Genomic DNA, 20,945 nt, shown 5'->3' with positions numbered 1-20,945 from the left:
CAATACTCAGTAGGTTAAATCTCCTCTGAGTACTGCGGTATTTTTTCATGTTTAGAGGACTTCAATAAAGAAATCCAAATAGCTGCACAATGAATTAGTAGCATAATGACAAAACAGTAAAAGCCCTTGGTACCTCCTCCTAGGTTTAGCTCATCAGCTATAATGCCACTAAACCAAAGAAGCTGACCTGTGACAATTACTGAGAGGCTTGCAAAAAGTATACAAAACCAAATAGATACTTTTTTTACAATCACAATAATAAGTAGTAAAACAGCAAAAAGTAGGGTAGCTTCAAAAATCGGATCAAGAAGTGAAAACGTATTTTCATTTACGAAATGCTTATAAGTAAATTGAGTATCCACACAACCCCTCCTTAAAATTAATAACGTTTTTGGTAATAAAAGGTTTCTCAAAACTCATCTAGTATTAATTTCCATTTGATATACAATAATAAATGTAGGCATCGACCTAGAAATGTTGTGGGGTATTTAAATGAATTCACAAGCTATACTTACACAAGTAAAGAAAACTTTCTCGCAATTAGATTGTACAGGTGGCGGAGTTATTATTAATAAGCATGGTCAAACCGTACTAGAAGAATATTTTGGTGTGCAAGGACAACAAAAAGACGCCAAAAGTGTAGGACCACATACTCTTTTTCATCTTGCTTCTGTTCGTAAAACATATGTAGGATTTGCTGTAGCATATGCGCTTTATCATAACTATATTGCTTCAATAGATGATAAACTAAGTGATTATTTAGAGAATGAAAAAATATTTGCTGATGTATCAATTAGACATCTACTCACCCATTCTCACGGTTTACGTAGGCAAAATGAAAAAGTAATGAAGGAATTCAAAGCAGGATATAACTGGGCATACCGAGATATCAATGTAGAACTACTTGCTAAAGTCATTTTTTAAGCAACTGGAAAAACTATTGCAGAAATTGTGGATGAGCAAATATTTCAGCCATTGTCTATTACTGAAACAAATTGGTTCAGTGAAAAAAACGAACAGCATATTGAAGTAATACATAATGATAGTCCATTTTGGTATGAAAGCGACGTATGTGATGGCAGCAAAATGAATATGTATAGCACCTTAAGAGAGCTAGCCAAGTGGGGACAAGTGCATCTTGATAAAGGGAGATTACACGGAAAACAAATAATACCTGAAGAAATCATACAGTTATTAACGACAATTCAATCCCCGAATACTAAACCAAAGAACTTGCCAACTAATGGTTTTTTCTGGTTTGTTCAGCCACAACAGAGAGAAGGGATTACAGAGTTAAGCCCAATATTACCACAAGGAAGCTTTCAACTACTTGGTTTCACAAGTGTTGCTCTATTGGTAATTCCTAAAGAAAATATTGTGGCAGTTCATGGATTTAATAGCTTTGGTTCACCTGAAGGGTTTGATTACATCAAGGATATTCATGATTTTGGTTCTAGCGTATATCAATCAATTCAATAAAGGGATAATAAAAAAGGAGCTAGTGATGAAAAAGTATAGCGTAGTGTTATTTGATTTAGACGGTACAATATCTGATCCTAAAATAGGGATAACGAAATCTGTTCAATATGCTTTGGAAAAAATCGGTATAGTTGAAGAAGACCTAGATCATCTTGAAACATTTATTGGGCCACCGCTGCAAGTATCATTTAGAGAAATATATGGAATGGATGATGTTCAAATACAGCAAGCGATTGCTGATTACCGTGAACGGTTTATCCAAACCGGCATGTATGAGAATAAATTGTATCAAAATATATCATCTTTATTAGAGTATTTACAAAAGGAGGGTTATCAGTTAGCAATAGCCACATCTAAGCCAACTGTATTTGCAGAACAAATTATACAATATTTCAACCTTGAACATTTTTTTGACTTTGTCGCTGGTAGTAATTTAGATGGTACACGGTCAGCTAAAGGAGAAGTTATCACATTTGCACGTGAACATTATAATGAGGTTAATATCGATCAATTTATAATGATTGGAGATCGTAAATACGATATTGTTGGAGCACATGAAAATCAAATTGATTCTATCGGTGTTACTTATGGTTATGGCTCACTCGAAGAATTAAAGGATGCACAAGCAACATACATAGTGAACAGTGTAAACGAGCTGCAAGAACTTTTTAATAGATTAGGTTAAACAAATACGAAGCTGCATTTCTATCAATGCAGTTTCGTATTTTTTTTGGAAAACAGATAGAATCGCTGATAAAAGTGCAAAAATCGCTGATAGCCCGGGTAGAATCGCTGATAAAAGCGCGAAAATCGCTGATAGCCCGGGTAAAATCGCTGATAAACCCAGCAAAATCGCTGATAAACCAAACGACTCAAGAAAAACTACTTCGCCAGCCCGTTTTGAAAAGCGTAGACAACTGCTTGTGTGCGATCTTGAACATCGAGCTTCGCTAAAATGTTGCTGACATGTGTTTTCACGGTTTTTAATGCAATGTATAAATCGTCGGCAATTTCCTGATTTGCTTTGCCTTTAGCCATTAGCAATAATACTTCCATTTCACGCTCGGTAAGTTGCTCATACAGTGGTGTACTATTGCCGTGGCGCATGCGATGCATCATTTTTGATGTTACTTCTGGCTCTAAAACAGTTTCACCGCCCATTGTTTTACGAATGGCATCAGCGATTTGCTTTGCATTTGATGTTTTTAAAATATAGCTGACTGCACCAGCCTCTAATGCAGGGTAAACTTTATCATCATCTAAAAAACTTGTTACCATCATAATTTTTGCTTCTGGCCATGCTGCTAAAATTTCAGCTGTCGCTTCAGCTCCTGTCATGACTGGCATTACATTGTCCATTAAAATAATGTCAGGACGCAGCTCAAGAGCACGTTCCACTGCCTCTTTACCATTTTCAGCTTCACCTACAACAGTGATATCTGGTTGTGCTGATAGATAGGCAGAAACACCAATCCGCACCATTTCGTGGTCATCCACTATTAACACTTGAATCATTCACTTCAACCTCCTTTTGTAGAGGAACTTTAACCTCTACAATTGTACCTTCTCCAGGCACTGATACAATTTTGTACGTACAGCCAATCTCTACAGCACGTTCAGCAATGTTTTGCAGTCCGTAAGAAGTAGATTTATCGGCTTCGACATCAAAGCCGAGGCCATTGTCCTGAATACGTAAAATAGCTAAATCATCGCGGGCAACGAGCAGTAATTCAACATCACTCGCTTTGGCATGGCGTAGCGTATTCGATAACGCCTCCTGTGCAATACGGAATAAATGATCCTCCTCCGCTTTGGATAATGCCATTTCCTCAAGCTCATATTCAATATGAAAGAATACTTTTTGTTGTAGCTCAATAATGAGCTCCTCAAGACCTTGTGCTAGCGTTTTATTATGCAGAGCTACTGGACGTAAATGTAATAATAATGCGCGCATTTCAAGCTGTGCCTGTTGCACAATTTTTTCGACCTGCTTTAAGCTTGTAGCATTTTCATCGGTTTCGGTTAATGCGGACAGTAACATCGAAGCGGCGAATAATTGCTGTGATACAGAATCATGGAGCTCACGAGCAAGGCGTTGACGTTCAGCAATAATGCGCTCTTGAATAATTTTATCGTTAGCTTCTGCACGTTCATTGGATAAGCGCTGTAGGCTTTTTCGTTGAGTATCAATTAGCTCGCTTGTTTGAACTAAAGCTTTTTTCAAAGGCTTTGGTAAAGGCTGCTTTTTTGGTAATACAAAATCAGGTTCAACTAGCTGTTTCACGATGCGGGTTGCCTGAGCTTCTCTTGCACGGGCAGTCATACTAATCCAGCTTGCAACCAGTAAACTAATTGCAAAAAGAGTGATGACAATAAAACCACCGAGTGGGATATTATTATAATTCTGCTGCCATAATGGCTCCCATGTTTTCTCGTTTGGCTCGCCCCAAACAGCGACAAGGAGACCGAATGTAGCGCTCATCAACATAAAAAGTAAAGTAAATATTCTTGAGATAAAGGCAATCATTTACGTAGCACCTCCAAGTCCCCAAGCCATGTTGCAACGTGTATGACAAGTGTACGTTTTGCATCCTCAGGGTTCCCATCTGAAAAACTTACACTCTCATTCAGTAAGCGTTGTGGTCCAACATGTAGGCATTTTATTTCACCAAACAATGTCGTATAGTGTAAGCGGAATGGAATTTCATAGGGGATATAAATTTGTACTTTACCAATGCCTTGTCGAATCGTAATGATGCTTGTGCCGGCAGGTAAAATTGTTTGTGTTGTGTCAATCGTAATATCACCTGCAAGTCGCTGTATTTGGACATCTTGCCATTTATAGGCTTCCACTGGCGCAGGCAATGTACCGAATAATTCGTTTTTCGTAGTGGGAAGCTTTTCGAAAAGCTCCAAACCAACAACTTTTGCTGAGTTTTCTCTTTGTAAGTATTGATAGAGCATATATAAGAGAATGATGACGATAAATAAGCGTAAACTCCACATCGTAAAGAGTGCAATGGAGATAAAGAAAATTCCTGTCCATTTAAAGAAACGATTTTTTTTCGAGAAGCTTAAATAAAGAAGTCCTACTCCAATCAATAGACAAAAGGCGCCACCGTTATTAAAAATTGTGAGCTCCACAAAAACGAGTAAAAAGAAGCATAGTACCCCAAATGTGAGCTTATTAGTTGTGAAATTTTGCAAGAGGGTCAACCTTCTTTCTACAAATTGATGAGAGAAGACGAACTTCTCCTAAAATAAGATATTTCATGTAAAAGTGTTTTTGATTATCTCATTACCATAACGTAGGGTTGATTTCCGTTCCGGCTGTGCGCTTTCCTGGGGGCGTCCGATGAGCCGCTTCACTCGCGCTGCTCGCTCCAGGGTCTCATCTGTGACGCTAATCCCCAAGGAGTCGCCCAGCCTCCACTCCAATCAACTTAAATATATGGCATGCGTTTTTACAAATGTCTTCCCAATTTTTGGTGATGAGCCTTTTAATTATCTTCAAGCATTTTTATGATTGTGTCATTCATCAACGTTGAATCCAGTGTATTTGGATAATGAGCAGAGTGCTCTAAAGTGATAAACTCCTTACCATTTGGTGCATCTAATAACTCATAATATTGCTTTGCTAGTTCATAATTTGTCTGTTTATCATATTTACCTTGTATAAAATAAACGGGTATATCTATACTTTTTACAGAATCAAAAAAATTAGTAAGGATGATTTCTTTTTTTAGCTCTTGGCTTTTTATAAGGCTAAATTGTGGTCCTGAAATAAATGCTTTATACAGATCCTGTAAAGAGTAATCAGGGGAAGTAAAAGCCCCTTTTACCAATTCAAAGATATTCACTTTCTTGATCGTATCATCAAAATAATTCATGCCTTTATATTGATTGATAAGATCGCTAAATTGATCCTCATCTTTTGCTAAATAAGGACCTTTTCCTATATCTTCTAAAATTCGGAGTGTTTTTTTATCTCTATTAGCTCTAGCTTCACTCTGTAACCAATTGTATCCAAGTTCTTGGCCTTTAATAGTACTGGTTAATTGAGAAATTCCTAAGTAGGCATGGAACTTCTCAGGATAATTAGATACTAATTGAGTTCCAATGACTGTACCGAAGGACTGACCAATGACAAATATTTTTTCCTGCTGATAGTGTTCTCTAATATAATCCACTATTATATTAGCATCTTTTGTAAATTGAGAAAGGGTCAGTGTATCATTCGTTATTTTCTTGTTAAAACTTTTTCCGGAACCTCTTTGATCATAATAAACGGCAACGCAATTTTCGGTTATTTCAGGATACAATGTTCGCGCACTCACGCCATAGGGGAATGGTGATCCTGGCCCACCATGTAAGAATAAACAAAATGGTTTCTCCTTATCTTTTCCTTCTACCAATATATATTGTTTATCTCCATTTACATTGATTTCCTTTAACTCGCTAATACCACCATTTTCGATGATTTCAGCACTTTTTTGTTTAATTTGTTGTTGTACTATGAAGCGATAACCTAATAACATGAATATAAGTAATATAAGAATAAAAATTACAAAAAGACATATTTTAATCATAGGACTAAACCACTTTCTGTTTACTATTATTTTCATTATTACAATTTCCTTTATCTCTTTTTGGTCACCTTCAATAAGTGCAAAGGTTTTTCTTCAAAGAAATGGGATGCTTCAATAATTGAGGCATCCCTTATTTCTTTTATTATAACATGTTATTTTTTTCAATTAGCAGTTATTGTTATTTATTTTCAATTAGCAGTGGTGCGTCTTCTGCGACATTTTTTTCTAGCTGCGCTAGACGAGACTCGAAAGATGTTACTTCATGATCTTTGTCGATTTGGTAAGCAAGCTTATCGATATACGATTCTAAATCTTCAAAGTTGGTTTTGTTGTTTTTAGCAATCATTCCGTCCATTTGATGGTGAGCGCGTGTGACGTTTTCTTTGCCCATAAGCTGTAATTGACGCACTTTCATGTCTTTAATTTTGTGCTTCATCGTTTCAAATTTGCGTTCAAGCTCGAAGTATTCACGTGTACTAGCTTCGATACTAGCTTGTAATGTATTGTTACGTGCTGTGTAAGCAGCAACTTCATCAGAAGCAAAATCGATTAAATCTTGTTCGCCGCTAGTAGTAGCTAATGTTAGTTGAGACTCACGTTTAGCTAGTAATTCTGCATTTTGCTTAAATTCTTGCTCTAGTTTTTCTTTTAACTGACCTTGACGCTCTAATAATTTTCCAGTTTGCTCTGTTTGTTTTTCTGCTTCACGAATATATTGGTTTAACATCGCAATTGGATTTTTTTGTTCCTTCTTATCAAATAACTGATGTAAATCTGCCTCTATTGTATATTTAAAACGTTGAAATAAGTTCATGTAAATTCGCTCCTTTTATTTTGTTAAGTTAGACCACTCTTTTTCAAAGTTTGTAAATGGATCTTCTTTTTTAGCTTCAATTGTTGGGATTTTTACATCTTCGCCATTCCATTTTTTATAGATAACATAGATGACAGCGATTGCTGCTAAACCAACCATTGCAGGGATATTAGATATTGCTGATAGCACACCAATCAGACCCACTGTAAACCATAAGATTTTACCGAATGTCGATTTACTTGAAGTGTAGAAGTGCATACCGAGTGCTACAAACAATCCAGAAAATAGTAGACCTGCAAGTGGTCCAGTTAAAGCGAGTGCAACACATCCTGCGATAAAGCCTCCGATTAGTAGAAAAAATTTTCTCATATGTTTTAGCTCCTTTCGTTGATACCTTTATATTACCTATTAGAAAGCTTTGCTAAAACGGACTGGAAATTGATTTTACTCTAGGTCTTGAGGCTGAGAATATTCTAAGTACTATAGAAGAAGCTTAAAATTGTAAAAAACTTAATTAGCCATAAAGCATTTGATAGAACGGAAAGTAGAAAGTTTTCGACAAAAATAGAAGATGAATGCCTCCTTCGTTTGACAAATTAAAAAGTTTGGATGAGCTATACTTATGAAAAAGAAATGAGCGAAGGAGGATTTCTAGTGAGAACCTATTCCATATATAAAATAAAAGAAGAGCATTTAACGTTTATTTTCGGCAGAGAGCGTAAGTTATTAGAAATGATGCAGGGCTGTGAAGACGCTAACGAGAAATCCTTAAAAGAGCTTGCATATATATGTGAAACCGTACGCTTCGATGAGATTGCTACGATGCTTGAGGCGCAACTAGATTCTAAGTATGCACATTTAGAGAGAGCTCGTAATGCTTTATTTTTAGAACATCCTATAAAAGGAAAAATGGCTATTTATTTAGTGGAACGCAAAATTTGTGTTTATTGTGAGGGTTCACGAATGCTTGATTTGGATCTATTCCAAATGCTTGCGAAGATGAGCGAGCGCTTTATTGCATTTAATAAACAAGATAATGAGTGTGGGTGGCTAAAGCCAATGAAGTATACAATGCATTAGGAATTTTCACTACAATATATAGTAACACGCTAATATTTGGTGTATAATGGAGCGTGGAGAGTTTTTTTCTCGGTATATATTGTAGTGGAGGAGGTTGGTTGTATGCCTACATGGGGCTGGATTATTATCGTAATTATCGCATTAGCAGCGGGCGCAGCACTTGGTTTCTTTTTAGCTCGTCAAGCTATGATGAAATATTTAAAAGAAAACCCACCAATTAACGAACAAATGATTCGTATGATGATGGCGCAAATGGGTCGTACTCCGTCTGAAAAGCAAGTACGTCAAATGATGTCACAAATGAATAAATTCCAAAAATAATTGGAATTTTTAAAGAACAACTAGTCCAAGCCGGGCTGGTTGTTTTTTTACTTCTTATAGCAATTGTTTACTGTGCGAAAGCGAAGCGACAGCAACAACAATTACGCCAATGTAAAATTGAATTTTATAAATTATTTGAATAATTTATAAAAAGCATATAAATCTATCGGAAAACTCGTTATAATAAAAATATTCTATATAAAGGAGTTGTTTGTATTGCAGAAAGAAAAAACAAATGTTGAAAGTTTTGATTTAGATCATACGAAAGTAAAAGCGCCATATGTACGTTTAGCAGGTGTTAAAACAGGAAAAAAAGGCGATGAAGTGTACAAATATGATATTCGATTTAAACAGCCAAATAAAGAGCATATGGAAATGCCTGCATTACATTCCTTAGAGCATTTATCGGCAGACATTATTCGCAATTACTCTGATCATATTGTTGATTTCAGTCCAATGGGTTGCCAAACAGGCTTCTATGTATCGCTAATAAATCACAATGATTATGAAGACTTATTAAATATTTTAGAAAAAACATTTATGGATGTAACAAAGGCCACTGCAGTCCCTGCGTGCAATGAAGTACAATGCGGCTGGGCAGCTAGCCATAGTCTAGAAGGTGCACAAGCGTTAGCTAAAGAATTTTTAGCAAAACGTGATGAATGGCATATCGTTTTTGCAGAATAAAAAATTTAAAAACCTTGCGTATCGAGCTGCACCCAATTGTTAACACCATCTAACAATTGGAAGTGTAGTTCAGTATTGCAAGGTTTTTTATGTTATCTGTGAGAGTCGTGCCACTTTGCTTTTCCACAGATACATTTTGAGGAAGAGCCATACTTTATTTAATATGCCACTTTCATTTCATTGAAAAATAAAATGGTCAAGGAAATTTTTATGAATGTTATGGAGCTTAAAATGAGGGTGAATTCAATCCTAGGCTACTCGCTTTCCGTCTTTTATGATGCCGCTGACATGTCAGAAGGTACATGCTATGTGAATTGGTTGATTGGAGTGGAGACTGGGCGACTCCTTGGGAAATAGCGCTAGGGGAACGAAGGCTAAAACCATCACGTCCTGTGATAACGCCTTCGTGACCAACATCGTGTTGGTCTAAGCGACTCATCGGACGCCCCCAGGAAACTTTGCTCTGTGCGAAAGCAACAAATGTTTTCTGTAGCGAAAGCAAAGCGTCAGCGGCAAAGCGCCCAGTCGGAACGGAAATCAACCCCTCGTTTTGCAGAAGAGCTACATTTTATTTAATGTTGACACATTGTTTTCATTTGTCCTAAAAATGAAATGGAATGACATTAGATGAAGAAGAATCACGATTAATTTTTTGATAGATGAAGTTTTCTAAAAAGTCATGGATTAAATCCTCATATTCAGCCATATTTTCATTAAAGGACTGTGCATGAGCACCTTTATCAAAAAGCTTCAGTTTCTTAGGACCACTTTTTTTATTGTATAAATCCAGTGACATGGAAGCTGGGATAAATGTGTCAGGTATACTATGGATAAAAAGCACAGGCTTTTCGATATTTGTCACAGCCTCAGAAGGTGTCACGCTTTTAAACGAATAACCGTCTCGTAAGCGGACAAAAAAATCTGCAAAACGAATTGGAATAATCGAGCCGTATTTAAATTCCGTCTTCGCAATTTGTTTCAGCAGCATTGAAAAATCAGAAAACGCGCAATCAGAAATATAGAAATCTGCACCATCCTCTACAGTTCCTGCATATAGTAGCATTGTTGCGGCACCCATCGATTCACCGTGAATACCAAGAATGGCGTCTTCTCCAATCATTGCCTTTATCGTTTTGACTACTGCGTCAAGGTCATTTTTTTCATAATAGCCGTAGCTAGTCGTTTTTCCACCTGTCTCCCCATGTCTACGATGGTCAAAAATAACGGAATTGTAGCCAAGTCGTTCAAAAAGTCGAGCATATTTGACGGAGTTGATTTTATTTTCTGTTACGCCATGGCAAATAATGATGGTATTATTTGTTTCCAATGGCTGAAACATAATGCCGCGAATCGTATAGCCATTTGGCGAGTCAATATTTAATTCACATTTTAAATTTTTATTGTACCAAGCTTCATCAAAACGTTTAGCAGTGGTTTCACGTTCACGAACAAATTCAGGATCCTTTTGCTTAATGTACATTAATTTATTGGAGAGCGCGAAGCCGAATAGACCAGTTGCTGCTGCGGCAATCGTCGTTGTTATACCTGAAAATAAAAGCATTTTCTTTTTCATTATTAGCACCTCCACGTCCTGTTTCTTTTGTTGTCTTGGCATACAAGCGACATCTTTTGTATGTATGCACTTTTCTTAATTGTAATGTTCCCAACTGAGATTGTTTAAAACACGTCAACATTTTACATTATCTTTAGCAAAACTGCGATTATTTCTATTATCGAAAATCGTCAAAATATTTGTTAAAATAGATATATCTGCTAGTAGCATATGCATGCAGTGTTCATTTTTGAACGGGGAAAAGGGGAGAATGTTTATGACGAAAGAAGTAGTAATAGTAAGTGCTGTACGTACAGCTATTGGTTCATTCCAAGGAACATTAAAGGACGTACCAGCGACAAAATTAGGGAGTATTGTTATTAAAGAAGCATTAGCACGTGCTGGTGTAGCAGGTGAACAAGTTGACGAGGTTATTATGGGGAATGTTTTATCAGCTGGACTTGGACAAAATCCAGCTCGTCAAGCAGCGATTGCAGCAGGCTTGCCACATGAAGTATCTGCATTAACGATTAATAAAGTTTGTGGATCAGGACTAAAATCGGTTCACTTAGCGACACAAGCCATTTTAGCAGGTGATGCGGATATTGTCGTTGCAGGTGGCTTTGAAAATATGAGCCAAGCACCGTATGTATTAAGAAATGCACGAGAAGGCTTCCGCATGGGAGATCAAAAAGTAGTCGATACGATGATTCATGACGGATTATGGTGTGCATTCAATGACTATCATATGGGCGTTACAGCTGAAAATTTATGTGATGCCTATGAGATTTCCCGAGAGGAACAAGATGCCTTTGCAGCACGTTCACAACAGCGCGCAGAAGCGGCAATGGCAGCAGGGAAGTTTAACGAGGAAATCGTTGCGGTGGAAATTCCTCAACGTAAGGGCGATCCTATTATTTTTGATAAAGATGAATTCCCGCGTCAAGGCGTTACAGCTGAGTCGCTATCAAAACTACGACCTGCCTTTAAAAAGGATGGCTCCGTAACAGCAGCAAACGCATCAGGCATCAACGATGGTGCAGCGGCTGTCGTTGTTATGTCGAAAGAAAAAGCGGACGAGTTAGGCATTCGACCTCTCGCACTAATTACAGCGAATGCAAGCGCGGGTGTTGACCCAGCTATAATGGGAACTGGCCCTGTAACGGCCGTAAAGAAAGCATTGGCAAAAGCTGATGTAACGTTAGATAATATAGATTTAATTGAAGCAAATGAAGCTTTTGCAGCTCAATCAATCGCTGTAGATCGCGAACTAGGCTTTAATCATGATAAACTAAATGTGAACGGGGGCGCAATTGCCCTTGGCCACCCGATTGGTGCAAGTGGAGCACGTATTTTAGTAACACTTTTACATGAGATGGAAAAGCGTGATGCAAAGACAGGTCTCGCAACACTATGTATCGGTGGTGGACAAGGTGTAGCAACTGTAGTCAAGCGCCCTTGAAGTGAATAAGAAGGTGAATTGCAATGGGAAAGAAACGAAAACAACAGCAACACGTGGATAGTAGCGTAACAGCTAGTCTACCAAAGCAGGAGGCAGTTACATTAGCCGATCAGCTAGGCGGTGACGTGCTTGCCAAATTAAAAGCGGCCAAGCAAGATTTAACAGCGAAAGAGCAGGCCGCAGAAGAAGAGCGCCAAGCAAAACTAGCCTTTGAGCGCAAACAACGCGAAAAAAACAAATCGTTTGAGGAACTACTAAACGAATACGGCGATAAAGGCTCAAAATTTTAAAGAGAAACAGTGAATCCAAATGTGGATTCACTGTTTTTTATGTTTTATCGGAAAGATTTCGAGATTTATCGGAACAATTAGAAAAAAAATTGTTGCCAAATACTATTTTTAAAAACAGTTTTTTTATTATTTAATTTGAGAATCGTGAAAACTACCAAATAGATTTGTCTTACTCACGAGGATAAAAGATTTGATTTTATATATTCTTCTGTATTGTGAAATAATAAACGTTTCGATTAATAATTCCGTTTAAAATAAACAAAATGTAATTATTGATGAAAAAAAATAACTAAAAAATGATTTTATTTAACATTTTAAGTTGACAAAAAGTATTCTGAATAATATGATTATTTGAAATTGATGCTTAGTCGAGAGTTTCATATCATTTTTTAATAGAAAAGGGGGATTTTCATGAAAAGATTTGGAGTCTCGTTGATGTTGCTTGTGGGAATACTTGTTTTGGCAGCTTGTAGTAACAATAGCGGAAATAATGCTAAAAGTGACACAAACGAAATTATTGAAGGTGTTCCTGAAGGTGTACAAAACGGTAAAAAAATTGCTGTATTACGTAATCTAGCATCAGATGATCATACGAAACAATTTTTAGATGGTGCACGTAAGGAAGGCGAAGCGCTGGGGTTCAAAGTGGATACGCAGATAGTTGAAAATAATGATGCTAAGTTCCAAGAATTAGTTTCGCAAATTATACAGCAAGACTATGACGGTATTATTATTTCACACGGTAAAGAAGATTATTCATATGACATGATTAAGCCTGCTGTTGATAAAGGGATTAAAGTGACATTATTTGATACTGTCGCTAAAAAGAATGGTCAGAGTTTAGATGGTGTTACTGCTACATTCCAAGATGATTATGAGTTAGCACGTTTATCTCTTCAAGAAATTGCGGATTTAAGTAAGGAGCCTGTAAAGGTTATTAAACTATGGTTTGGGGGATTATCTCCTTTAGATAGACGTCAGGAAATATATAAAGAGTTTGAAGATAAAGGTGAAATTGTCACTTTAGAAACAATTGGACCTACTAATTTCCAAGATATTCAAGGTGATATTGCTGCAAAAGTGAATGCCGTTTTAGCAAAATATCCAGAAGGTACAGTAGATGCTATTTGGGGTTCATGGGATGAGTTAGCAAAAGGGGCTTATAAATCATTAGTAGATAACAATCGTTCAGACATTAAATTGGTTTCAATCGATGTATCAAATCAAGATATTAACTTAATGAAAGAAAATAATAGTCAATGGATTTCCACAGCTGCTGTAGACCCAGCGCTAATCGGTCGTATGAATATGCGTTTAATGGCGAAAAAATTAGCGGGTGAAGAAACTCCAGCAGAGTATGATTTAGAAGCAAAGCTAATTAAACAAAGTGATTTAAAAGATAATACAACGATGCTCAATTTAAATGAAATTATTGATGGTTGGGGCGTATCTACTGATTTTGATGAGGAATGGATGAAAACATTACGTGAACACTATTCAAAATAATACAAAGATGACGTCTTGTTTTCAATAAGACGTTTTCTTTTACCTAAAAGTGAAAGGCGTGTTAGCTATGAAAGCCAAGACAGTCATTGAGATGAAAAAAATTTCAATCGAATTTCCCGGTGTGAAAGCCTTAAGTGATGTCGATTTTCAACTAGAATCAGGCACAATTCACGCTGTCATTGGTGCTAATGGGGCTGGTAAATCGACTCTAATGAAAATTCTTTCAGGAGCCTATCCGCATTATACGGGTGATATTTTTATAAACGATGAACTAGTTTCTATTACTGATGCGAAAAAATCAAAGGAATTAGGTATAGATATTGTTTATCAAGAAGTAGATACAGCGTTAATACCCTATTTAAGTGTTGCAGAGAATATTATGCTAGATCAACTGATATTCGATAAAAAGTCAATTATCAATTGGCGAAAAATCCGTCAGAGTACAAAAGATGTGTTAGATCGGATTGGTATTAAGTTAAATATTGAAAAAAAGGTGCAGGATATTTCTTTAGCGGATAAACAAATGGTGTTAATAGCGCGGGCATTAATTCATGAGAGAAAATTTCTTATATTAGATGAACCTACCGCCCCTTTAAGCCAAGCAGAAACTGAGAAATTGTTTTCTCTAGTTCGAGATTTAGTTAAAAATCATCATCTTGGAATTGTCTTTATCTCTCACCGATTACCAGAGCTATTTGAAATCTGCGAAAAAATTACCATTATGAAAGACGGCAAAATTGTAAAAGAAAGCTTAATTGAAGGGATTACTCAAAATCAAGTTATCGAGCAAATGCTTGGTAAAACTTTTGATTTAGTTCATCACAAACAATTAAAAGAAAAAGGACAAATAGCCTTACAGATCAACCATCTTGTCGACGATTCAGGCTTAGTAAATGACGTATCTTTTCATGTCAATAAACATGAGATTATTGGTCTGGCTGGTTTAGTTGGAGCTGGTAAAACAGAATTATGCAAAGCGATATTTGGTATGTCTAATATTAAATCTGGTTCTATGGAATTGTATGGGAAACCTATTAAAAACCTAAGTCCCTACCATGCTGTTAAAAACCGTTTCGGTTTAATTCCTGAAGAACGCCGGAAAGAAGGGATATTTGTTGAAGAGCCGATATTCAAAAATTTATCGATGGTCAATTTACGGCCATTCACACGTTTAGGTAGTTTTATTAAAGAAGCGAATGAACGAGAGGCTGCTCGATCAATGATTCAAAAAATAGGCGCTAAAACACCGAACGAACTTCAAAAGGTAGCGAATCTTTCTGGTGGTAACCAACAAAAAATCGCAATTGGTAAATGGTTAATGACCGATGCAGAAATTCTTCTTTTTGATGAACCTACAAAAGGTGTCGATGTTGGAGCTAAAAGCGATATTTTTAATCTAATTGATGAGCAGGCAAAAGAAGGAAAGAGCGTTATTTATGCGACAAGTGAATTAAGTGAAATTTTGTTAATTACCGATCGAATCTATGTGATGTACGATGGGAAAATTGTGAAAGAGTTAGTCACAAGCGAAACGACAGAAGATGAAGTTATGTTCTATGCTACTGGAGGGGAAGCGTATGCAAGAGCGTAAAAATAATCAAACGCTATTATTTATAAAGGATTGGGCAATTGTATTAGCTGTTATTTTATTGATTATTGTTTTTACTGTTTCTATCCCTAATTTTATGCAAACAAATAATGTCTTAAATATTTTAAGAAGTATTTCAATCGTTACGATTATAGCAGTTGGATTAACAGTTTCTTTATCTGTTAATGGTTTCGACTTATCGATTGGTTCGACAGCCACATTGGCGAACTCAGTTGTTGTATCTATGTTTGTATGGTTTAGCATGCCAACAAGTGTATCCATCTTGGTTGCTATTTTAGCCGTGCTTTGTGTAGCACTATTTAATGCGTTTTTAATCGTAAAAGTGAAAATACCCGATTTGTTTGCCACATTAGCAACTATGTTTATTGTTGAAGGTGTTGCTATGACATATACAGGAGGTGGTTCAATCTCTGTTGGTATGCCTCGTTTAGATGGGACACCAACAGAAGGTAGAATTTCGGATTTCTTCTTATTGTTAAGTAAGACACCTTGGATCATTTTAATCATGGTGGTCATCGTTATGTTAGTACATGTATTTTTAACATATACCAAACATGGACGTTTTTTATACGCTGTTGGAGGCAATGAAGAAGCAGCAAAATTATCGGGAATTCCTGTCAACCGTTATAAAATGTTAGCTTATATTTTCTCAGCAGTTTTAGCTGGGATTGGTGGGTTATTACTCGCATCTCAAATCGGGTCTGCGCAAATTAATGCAGGTGCAGGGTATTTAATGCCAGCTGTTGCTGCTGCTTTTATAGGGCAATCATTCGCTGGTCATGGTAAACCAAATGCCATTGGAACATTATTCGGAGCCGCATTAGTCGGTATTTTAGAAAATGGATTAGTAATGTTATCAGTTCCTTACTATTCTTTAAATATTATTAAAGGACTTGTTTTAGCATTTGCGCTAGCTTCAACGTACTACAGCAGAAAAAAATAGGAGGTTATTGTTATGTATTCCAAATATTTTTTAATGAACGAAGAAGATGTTAAAAGCTATGTACAAGCAAAAATTAAAGGTTTTAGTGGAACGCTACATAGTGACGAAATTGGTGATGGCAATTTAAATTATGTATTTCGTGTGAAAAATGAGCAAGGTGACTCTGTCATCGTCAAACAAGCTGGTCCACAAGCTCGTATCTCTGATGATTTCGTGCTCTCGACAGATCGGAATCGAATAGAAACAGAAGCTTTAATAATTGAAGGGGAACTGACACCTTCCCTTGTACCAGAAATTTTATTGTTTGATGAAGTTATGAGTTGTTGCGTAATGGAAGATTTAAAAGATTTTGAGATTATGAGAAAGCAATTGAACGAATTTAAAACGTTTGATCATTTCGCCGAGTTAATCTCTACTTTTATGGCGGAAAATCTTATTCGAACAACGGATTTTTTATTAGATCCAAAAAAGAAAAAAGAATGTCAAAAGCGATTCATCAACCCTGAGCTGTGTGAAATTACAGAACATCTAGTTTATACAGAGCCTTATATTGATTTCAAAAAGCAAAATATTCTAACGGCTGGAAATGAAGAGTGGATACATTCGTATGTATACGAGGATACAGATTTACATTTAGAAGTTGCTAAACGGAAAATACAGTTTTTAACAGAGGCACAAGCGCTTTTACATGGTGATTTGCACACAGGCTCTATTTTTATTAATGAGAAAACATTGAAGGTTATTGATCCAGAATTCGCCTTTTATGGACCTATAGGTTATGATGTGGGGAATTTAATCGCCAACCTAACATTTTCCTGGGCAAGAGGATTAGCTTACGAAGAAGACGAATTTGTTTCGTGGATTGAAGAAACATTACTATCTACTATTCAATTATTCCACAAGAAGGCACGAAATATCTTAGCAACATCAACGGAGCAGTTTGCTGTTTATGCAACCTTACTCGATGACTATATGGAACGAATCAGTCGAGATGCATTTGCAATTGCAGGGATTGAGATGAACCGTCGAATAATTGGCTTAGCCAAAGTAGCAGATATTACGACCATTGAACCAAAAGACGCTCGTATAACAGCCGAAAGACGTTGTTTAAAGATTGCGAAAGAGTGTATTTTAAATAAGGAAATCAGCCATATTCAGGGCTATATAAAGCTATTACTAAAATATAAGAATGGGGTGTTGATTTAATGGAATTAAATACAATAGAATGGAAAAAAGATACACTCATTCTACTAGATCAAACAAAATTGCCAAATGACATTGTGTATGTAGAAGTCCAAACTGTAGAAAAAGTATGGAATGCTATTCATACAATGATAGTACGAGGGGCTCCCGCCATAGGTGTAACAGCAGCTTACGGGGTATATGTGGCGATTCAGCACTATGAAGGTTCCGTTAGTGCGGCAAAGGAAGAAGTACAAAAGCAAGTACAGTATTTAGCAACGTCTCGTCCTACAGCTGTCAATTTATTCTGGGCTTTAGAAAGAATGGAACAGAAAGCTTTGCAAATAGAGACGAGTGATTTAGCAACGTTCCAAGACATTTTATTACAAGAGGCAATTGCTATTCATACTGAAGATATCGAGATTAATCGTTCCATAGGTGAACATTTATTGACGCTATTGGAAGATGGCCAAGGGGTACTAACTCATTGTAATGCCGGCGCTTTGGCTACGACAAAATATGGCACAGCAACTTCTCCTTTTTATTTGGCAAAGGAGCGGGGGATGAGTTTTAAAGTATTTGCTGACGAGACTAGACCTCGTTTCCAAGGTGCCATGCTTACCTCTTTTGAACTCTTTAATGCTGGTATTGATGTTACGTTGATTACGGATAATATGGCAGCGACGGTGATGGCACAGGGCAAAGTGCAGGGAGTCATTGTTGGCTGTGATCGTGTAGCTGCAAATGGCGATGTTGCTAACAAGATTGGTACACTCGGGGTGGCCATTTTAGCAAAATACTATAATATTCCCTTTTATGTAGCGACACCTACACCAACGATTGATTTACATTGCCCAACTGGTGCAAATATCCCGATTGAAGAGCGTAGTGTAGATGAAGTGTTAAAACCAACAGGACAATACATCGCGCCAGCTGATGTAAAGGTGTACAATCCGTCCTTTGATGTGACACCTGCTGCACTCATAACAGCGATTGTTACAGAAAAAGGGATTATCGAACACCCGACAGAAGAAAAGGTGCGTGCAATTTTTAACTAATCAAAGATAGGATGACACGCATGACAAATTCTCTTAAACGAAGACAAGATGAAATTAATAAACTAGTGAACCAAAAAAATTACGTAGAAATTTCAGATTTAAGTGAACGTTTTCAAGTGTCTGAGATGACGATTCGACGCGATTTAGAAAAGATGGAAAGTGAAGGGCTATTAATTCGTGTGTTGGGCGGTGCAAAGCCTATCCAAAAATCCTTTGTTGAAGATAATTTAAATTTACGCGCATCTGAAAATTTAGAAGCTAAGCAATTAATGGCTCAAGAAGCGGTTACAATAATTCAAGATGGGGACGTAGTGGGTATCGATGCAAGTACTTCGGCAGCAGAAGTAGGAAAATTGATAAAAGGGATTAAGAATATAACAGTTGTTACGAATAATATAAGCGTTGCCCTTGATTTAATTTCGAGTGAAGTGACGACGATTTTACTTGGCGGTTATGTACGTCCAAACTCTATTTCAACGATGGGAACGTCTTTGAAAAAATATATGGAATCTATCAATATCGATAAACTGTTCATCTCTGCAAGGGGCTTGACATTACAAGAAGGATTAACAGACTCAACAATTGATGAAGGCGAAGCTAAACAAGCAATGATTCACAAATCTAATGAGGTAATAGCACTTATTGATCAGAGCAAGGTTGGCGTCAAAAAACTATTCCAAGTCATGCCAGCCGATGCTATTTCTACAATTATCGTTGATGAAATTAAACCGTTTAACGACGAACAGCAAGAAGTCGTTAATGAATTTTTGAAAAGTAATTTAGATTTACGCATTGTGCGAAATAAATAAGCATCACCATGTTGTGATAGAGCAAAAGTGGAAGGTGGAATAAGATGAGACTACAAACAGAGCGAGAAAAAGTTGTTCATCATTGTCAATTAATGATTCGAAATGGATTAACGAAAGGTACTGGTGGGAATGTTAGTATCTATGTTCCTACTGAAAATTGCGTCGCCATCAGTCCAAGTGGTATCCCCTACGATGAGCTAACTGCTGCTGATATCGTTTTGATTGATTTAGAGGGGCATGTAATCGAGGGGCATCATAAACCTTCTAGTGAATGGGCGATGCATACAATGGTATATAAAAGGCGCCCTGAACTTGAAGCGGTTGTGCATACACATTCTATTTTTGCCAAAACACTTTCTTGTTTGCGTGAGTCCTTACCTGCAGTCTCTTATCTGGTTGCAGTAGCAGGTAAAGCAGTTCAATGCGCTGATTACGCAAGCTTTGGTACACCAGACCTCGGGGAAAATGCACTTAAAGCAATGGAAGGTTCGAAAGCAGTTTTGTTAGCTAATCATGGTTTGTTAGCAGCGGGTGCGAATGTGGAAGAAGCCTTTAATATCGCTGAAGAAATAGAACTATGTGCAGAAGTATATGTTCGTGCTAGATCTATTGGCACACCAGTTATTTTAGATGATCAAGAAATGACATATATGTTAGAACGATTCACAACTTACGGGAAACCAGTAGAAAATAAATAATCATATAAACCCTCCTCAAATTATCAACTTTTCGAGGAGGGATATTTTATTTATCGGAAAGATTTCGAGATTTATCGGAATGATTTATGTTTTTATCGGAACAATAATAGTGAAGAAGAATTTATTTACATTATATTCCTCGGATGATAAAATTAATCACCTTTAAATACAAGGGTAGAAGAGTGCTATCCTTTATTTAAAAATAAAAAACGGGAGACGCTGCCAATACATATATCTCTTAATAATAGTTTAGTTACAATCTATGATAGGAGAGAAAAAATGATTGAATTAAGCACTAAAAAATTAAGATTAATCCCATTAAATGCAAAATGTTTAGACTTACTAATCAATGATGAAAAGTCATTGAAAATAGAGTTGTCAGTTAGTAGTAAAGAAGTTTATCTTGATGAGGAACTAAGACAAGCTTTGAAGTTTAGATTATCAAAAGTATTAGATGATGAAAAAAATTATTTTTGGCATACAAATTGGTTAATCGTATCGAAAGAAACAAATAGTATTGTTGGTGGCATTATGCTAAAAGGTCTACCGAATGAGCAGGGCGATGTCGTAATCGGGTACTATACATTTCCACTATATCAGGGAAAGGGATACATGACGGAAGCTGTTAGGATGATGAAAGATTGGTTACTACGTCAATCTAACGTTAAGTATGTAATTGCCGATACGGATAAAAATAATATTGCCTCACATAAAGTATTACAAAAAGCAGGAGCAATTTTATATTTAGAATCTAAAGAACTATATTTTTGGAGATTCGAATAAGATTATAAAAAACAAAGGGAACACTTTAAATTTTTTTAAAAAGAGTCAAAGTAATACACTTAATAGATCAGTATCCTATATAC

General features: G+C 36.6%; 22 protein-coding genes and 1 pseudogene. 15 read left to right on the top strand and 8 right to left on the bottom strand.

What is annotated here, in order from left to right:
- Positions 1-14: 14 nt before the first annotated feature.
- Positions 15-362: a hypothetical protein gene (locus ACMZ42_RS05500; protein WP_415730849.1), complete on the bottom strand. Its 348-nt coding sequence runs from the start codon at positions 360-362 to the stop codon at positions 15-17.
- Positions 363-492: 130 nt separating this feature from the next.
- Here ACMZ42_RS05500 and ACMZ42_RS05495 point away from each other — a divergent pair.
- Positions 493-1,479 (top strand): annotated as a pseudogene (locus tag ACMZ42_RS05495) (serine hydrolase domain-containing protein).
- Positions 1,480-1,504: 25 nt separating this feature from the next.
- A complete protein-coding gene (locus ACMZ42_RS05490) occupies positions 1,505-2,164 on the top strand; it encodes an HAD family hydrolase (RefSeq protein WP_415730848.1) in 660 nt (219 codons plus the stop codon).
- Positions 2,165-2,361: 197 nt separating this feature from the next.
- Here the strand turns inward: ACMZ42_RS05490 and ACMZ42_RS05485 are convergent, their stop codons facing one another.
- The 6 genes from ACMZ42_RS05485 to ACMZ42_RS05460 form a co-directional block, all read right to left on the bottom strand.
- Complete coding sequence (locus tag ACMZ42_RS05485; RefSeq protein ID WP_370075069.1) at positions 2,362-2,994, bottom strand: response regulator; 633 nt, start codon at positions 2,992-2,994, stop codon at positions 2,362-2,364.
- The gene (locus ACMZ42_RS05480) at positions 2,969-4,006 is read right to left on the bottom strand and encodes a sensor histidine kinase (protein WP_415730847.1); all 1,038 of its coding nucleotides are present in this window, start codon (positions 4,004-4,006) and stop codon (positions 2,969-2,971) included. Before ACMZ42_RS05480 ends, ACMZ42_RS05485 begins: the two co-directional genes overlap by 26 nt.
- A complete protein-coding gene (gene liaF / locus ACMZ42_RS05475; RefSeq protein ID WP_402872067.1) occupies positions 4,003-4,686 on the bottom strand; it encodes a cell wall-active antibiotics response protein LiaF in 684 nt (227 codons plus the stop codon). Before liaF ends, ACMZ42_RS05480 begins: the two co-directional genes overlap by 4 nt.
- 293 nt (positions 4,687-4,979) lie before the next feature.
- On the bottom strand, positions 4,980-6,104 hold the full coding sequence (locus ACMZ42_RS05470; RefSeq protein WP_415730846.1) for an alpha/beta fold hydrolase: 1,125 nt from the start codon (positions 6,102-6,104) through the stop codon (positions 4,980-4,982).
- 142 nt (positions 6,105-6,246) lie between these two features.
- The gene (locus tag ACMZ42_RS05465; protein WP_370075065.1) at positions 6,247-6,882 is read right to left on the bottom strand and encodes a PspA/IM30 family protein; all 636 of its coding nucleotides are present in this window, start codon (positions 6,880-6,882) and stop codon (positions 6,247-6,249) included.
- Positions 6,883-6,897: 15 nt separating this feature from the next.
- Positions 6,898-7,251 (bottom strand): ABC transporter permease, encoded by a 354-nt coding sequence (locus tag ACMZ42_RS05460; protein ID WP_370075064.1) that lies wholly within the window; start codon positions 7,249-7,251, stop codon positions 6,898-6,900.
- A 285-nt stretch (positions 7,252-7,536) separates the two neighbouring features.
- On the opposite strand from ACMZ42_RS05460, the gene sirA reads away from it, so the two are divergent.
- The 3 genes from sirA to ACMZ42_RS05445 all read left to right on the top strand — a co-directional run bounded on the left by sirA (position 7,537) and on the right by ACMZ42_RS05445 (position 8,970).
- Positions 7,537-7,962, top strand: a complete 426-nt coding sequence (gene sirA / locus ACMZ42_RS05455) for a sporulation inhibitor of replication protein SirA (RefSeq protein WP_053483154.1) — start codon at positions 7,537-7,539, stop codon at positions 7,960-7,962.
- 102 nt (positions 7,963-8,064) lie between these two features.
- Entirely contained in the window at positions 8,065-8,283 is a 219-nt protein-coding gene (locus ACMZ42_RS05450) for a YneF family protein (RefSeq protein WP_049668607.1), read from the top strand.
- A gap of 216 nt (positions 8,284-8,499) precedes the next feature.
- Positions 8,500-8,970, top strand: coding sequence for an S-ribosylhomocysteine lyase (locus ACMZ42_RS05445; protein WP_370075063.1), 471 nt, complete (start codon positions 8,500-8,502; stop codon positions 8,968-8,970).
- Positions 8,971-9,571: 601 nt separating this feature from the next.
- Here the strand turns inward: ACMZ42_RS05445 and ACMZ42_RS05440 are convergent.
- The gene (locus ACMZ42_RS05440; RefSeq protein ID WP_370075062.1) at positions 9,572-10,543 is read right to left on the bottom strand and encodes an alpha/beta hydrolase; all 972 of its coding nucleotides are present in this window, start codon (positions 10,541-10,543) and stop codon (positions 9,572-9,574) included.
- A gap of 256 nt (positions 10,544-10,799) precedes the next feature.
- Here ACMZ42_RS05440 and ACMZ42_RS05435 point away from each other — a divergent pair, with 256 nt between their 5' ends.
- The 10 genes from ACMZ42_RS05435 (at position 10,800) to ACMZ42_RS05390 (ending at position 20,862) form a co-directional block, all read left to right on the top strand.
- The gene (locus ACMZ42_RS05435; RefSeq protein WP_415730845.1) at positions 10,800-11,984 is read left to right on the top strand and encodes an acetyl-CoA C-acetyltransferase; all 1,185 of its coding nucleotides are present in this window, start codon (positions 10,800-10,802) and stop codon (positions 11,982-11,984) included.
- Positions 11,985-12,007: 23 nt separating this feature from the next.
- Positions 12,008-12,274 (top strand): YqkE family protein, encoded by a 267-nt coding sequence (locus ACMZ42_RS05430; protein ID WP_415730844.1) that lies wholly within the window; start codon positions 12,008-12,010, stop codon positions 12,272-12,274.
- Between the two features lie 411 nt (positions 12,275-12,685).
- On the top strand, positions 12,686-13,780 hold the full coding sequence (locus ACMZ42_RS05425) for a sugar ABC transporter substrate-binding protein (protein WP_415730843.1): 1,095 nt from the start codon (positions 12,686-12,688) through the stop codon (positions 13,778-13,780).
- A gap of 67 nt (positions 13,781-13,847) precedes the next feature.
- Positions 13,848-15,371, top strand: a complete 1,524-nt coding sequence (locus tag ACMZ42_RS05420) for a sugar ABC transporter ATP-binding protein (RefSeq protein WP_415730842.1) — start codon at positions 13,848-13,850, stop codon at positions 15,369-15,371.
- A complete protein-coding gene (locus ACMZ42_RS05415; protein WP_415730841.1) occupies positions 15,358-16,332 on the top strand; it encodes an ABC transporter permease in 975 nt (324 codons plus the stop codon). Before ACMZ42_RS05420 ends, ACMZ42_RS05415 begins: the two co-directional genes overlap by 14 nt.
- 12 nt (positions 16,333-16,344) lie before the next feature.
- The gene (mtnK, locus tag ACMZ42_RS05410; RefSeq protein WP_402872046.1) at positions 16,345-17,538 is read left to right on the top strand and encodes an S-methyl-5-thioribose kinase; all 1,194 of its coding nucleotides are present in this window, start codon (positions 16,345-16,347) and stop codon (positions 17,536-17,538) included.
- Positions 17,538-18,572, top strand: a complete 1,035-nt coding sequence (mtnA, locus tag ACMZ42_RS05405; RefSeq protein WP_415730840.1) for an S-methyl-5-thioribose-1-phosphate isomerase — start codon at positions 17,538-17,540, stop codon at positions 18,570-18,572. The genes mtnK and mtnA overlap by 1 nt, the downstream gene beginning before the upstream one ends.
- Positions 18,573-18,592: 20 nt before the next feature.
- Positions 18,593-19,381 carry a DeoR/GlpR family DNA-binding transcription regulator gene (locus ACMZ42_RS05400; protein WP_402872040.1) on the top strand — a complete coding sequence of 263 codons (789 nt, stop codon included), beginning with the start codon at positions 18,593-18,595 and terminating at the stop codon, positions 19,379-19,381.
- A 44-nt stretch (positions 19,382-19,425) separates the two neighbouring features.
- On the top strand, positions 19,426-20,079 hold the full coding sequence (locus ACMZ42_RS05395; RefSeq protein ID WP_415730839.1) for an L-fuculose-phosphate aldolase: 654 nt from the start codon (positions 19,426-19,428) through the stop codon (positions 20,077-20,079).
- Between the two features lie 279 nt (positions 20,080-20,358).
- Entirely contained in the window at positions 20,359-20,862 is a 504-nt protein-coding gene (locus ACMZ42_RS05390) for a GNAT family N-acetyltransferase (RefSeq protein ID WP_415730838.1), read from the top strand.
- Positions 20,863-20,945: the final 83 nt, after the last annotated feature.

Origin of the sequence: Lysinibacillus sp. NPDC056185, assembly GCF_047737915.1 — a bacterium.
Classification (GTDB): domain Bacteria; phylum Bacillota; class Bacilli; order Bacillales_A; family Planococcaceae; genus Lysinibacillus.
The sequence above is the reverse complement of the archived record's forward strand: the minus strand, read 5'-3'. Positions and strand labels throughout refer to the sequence as shown.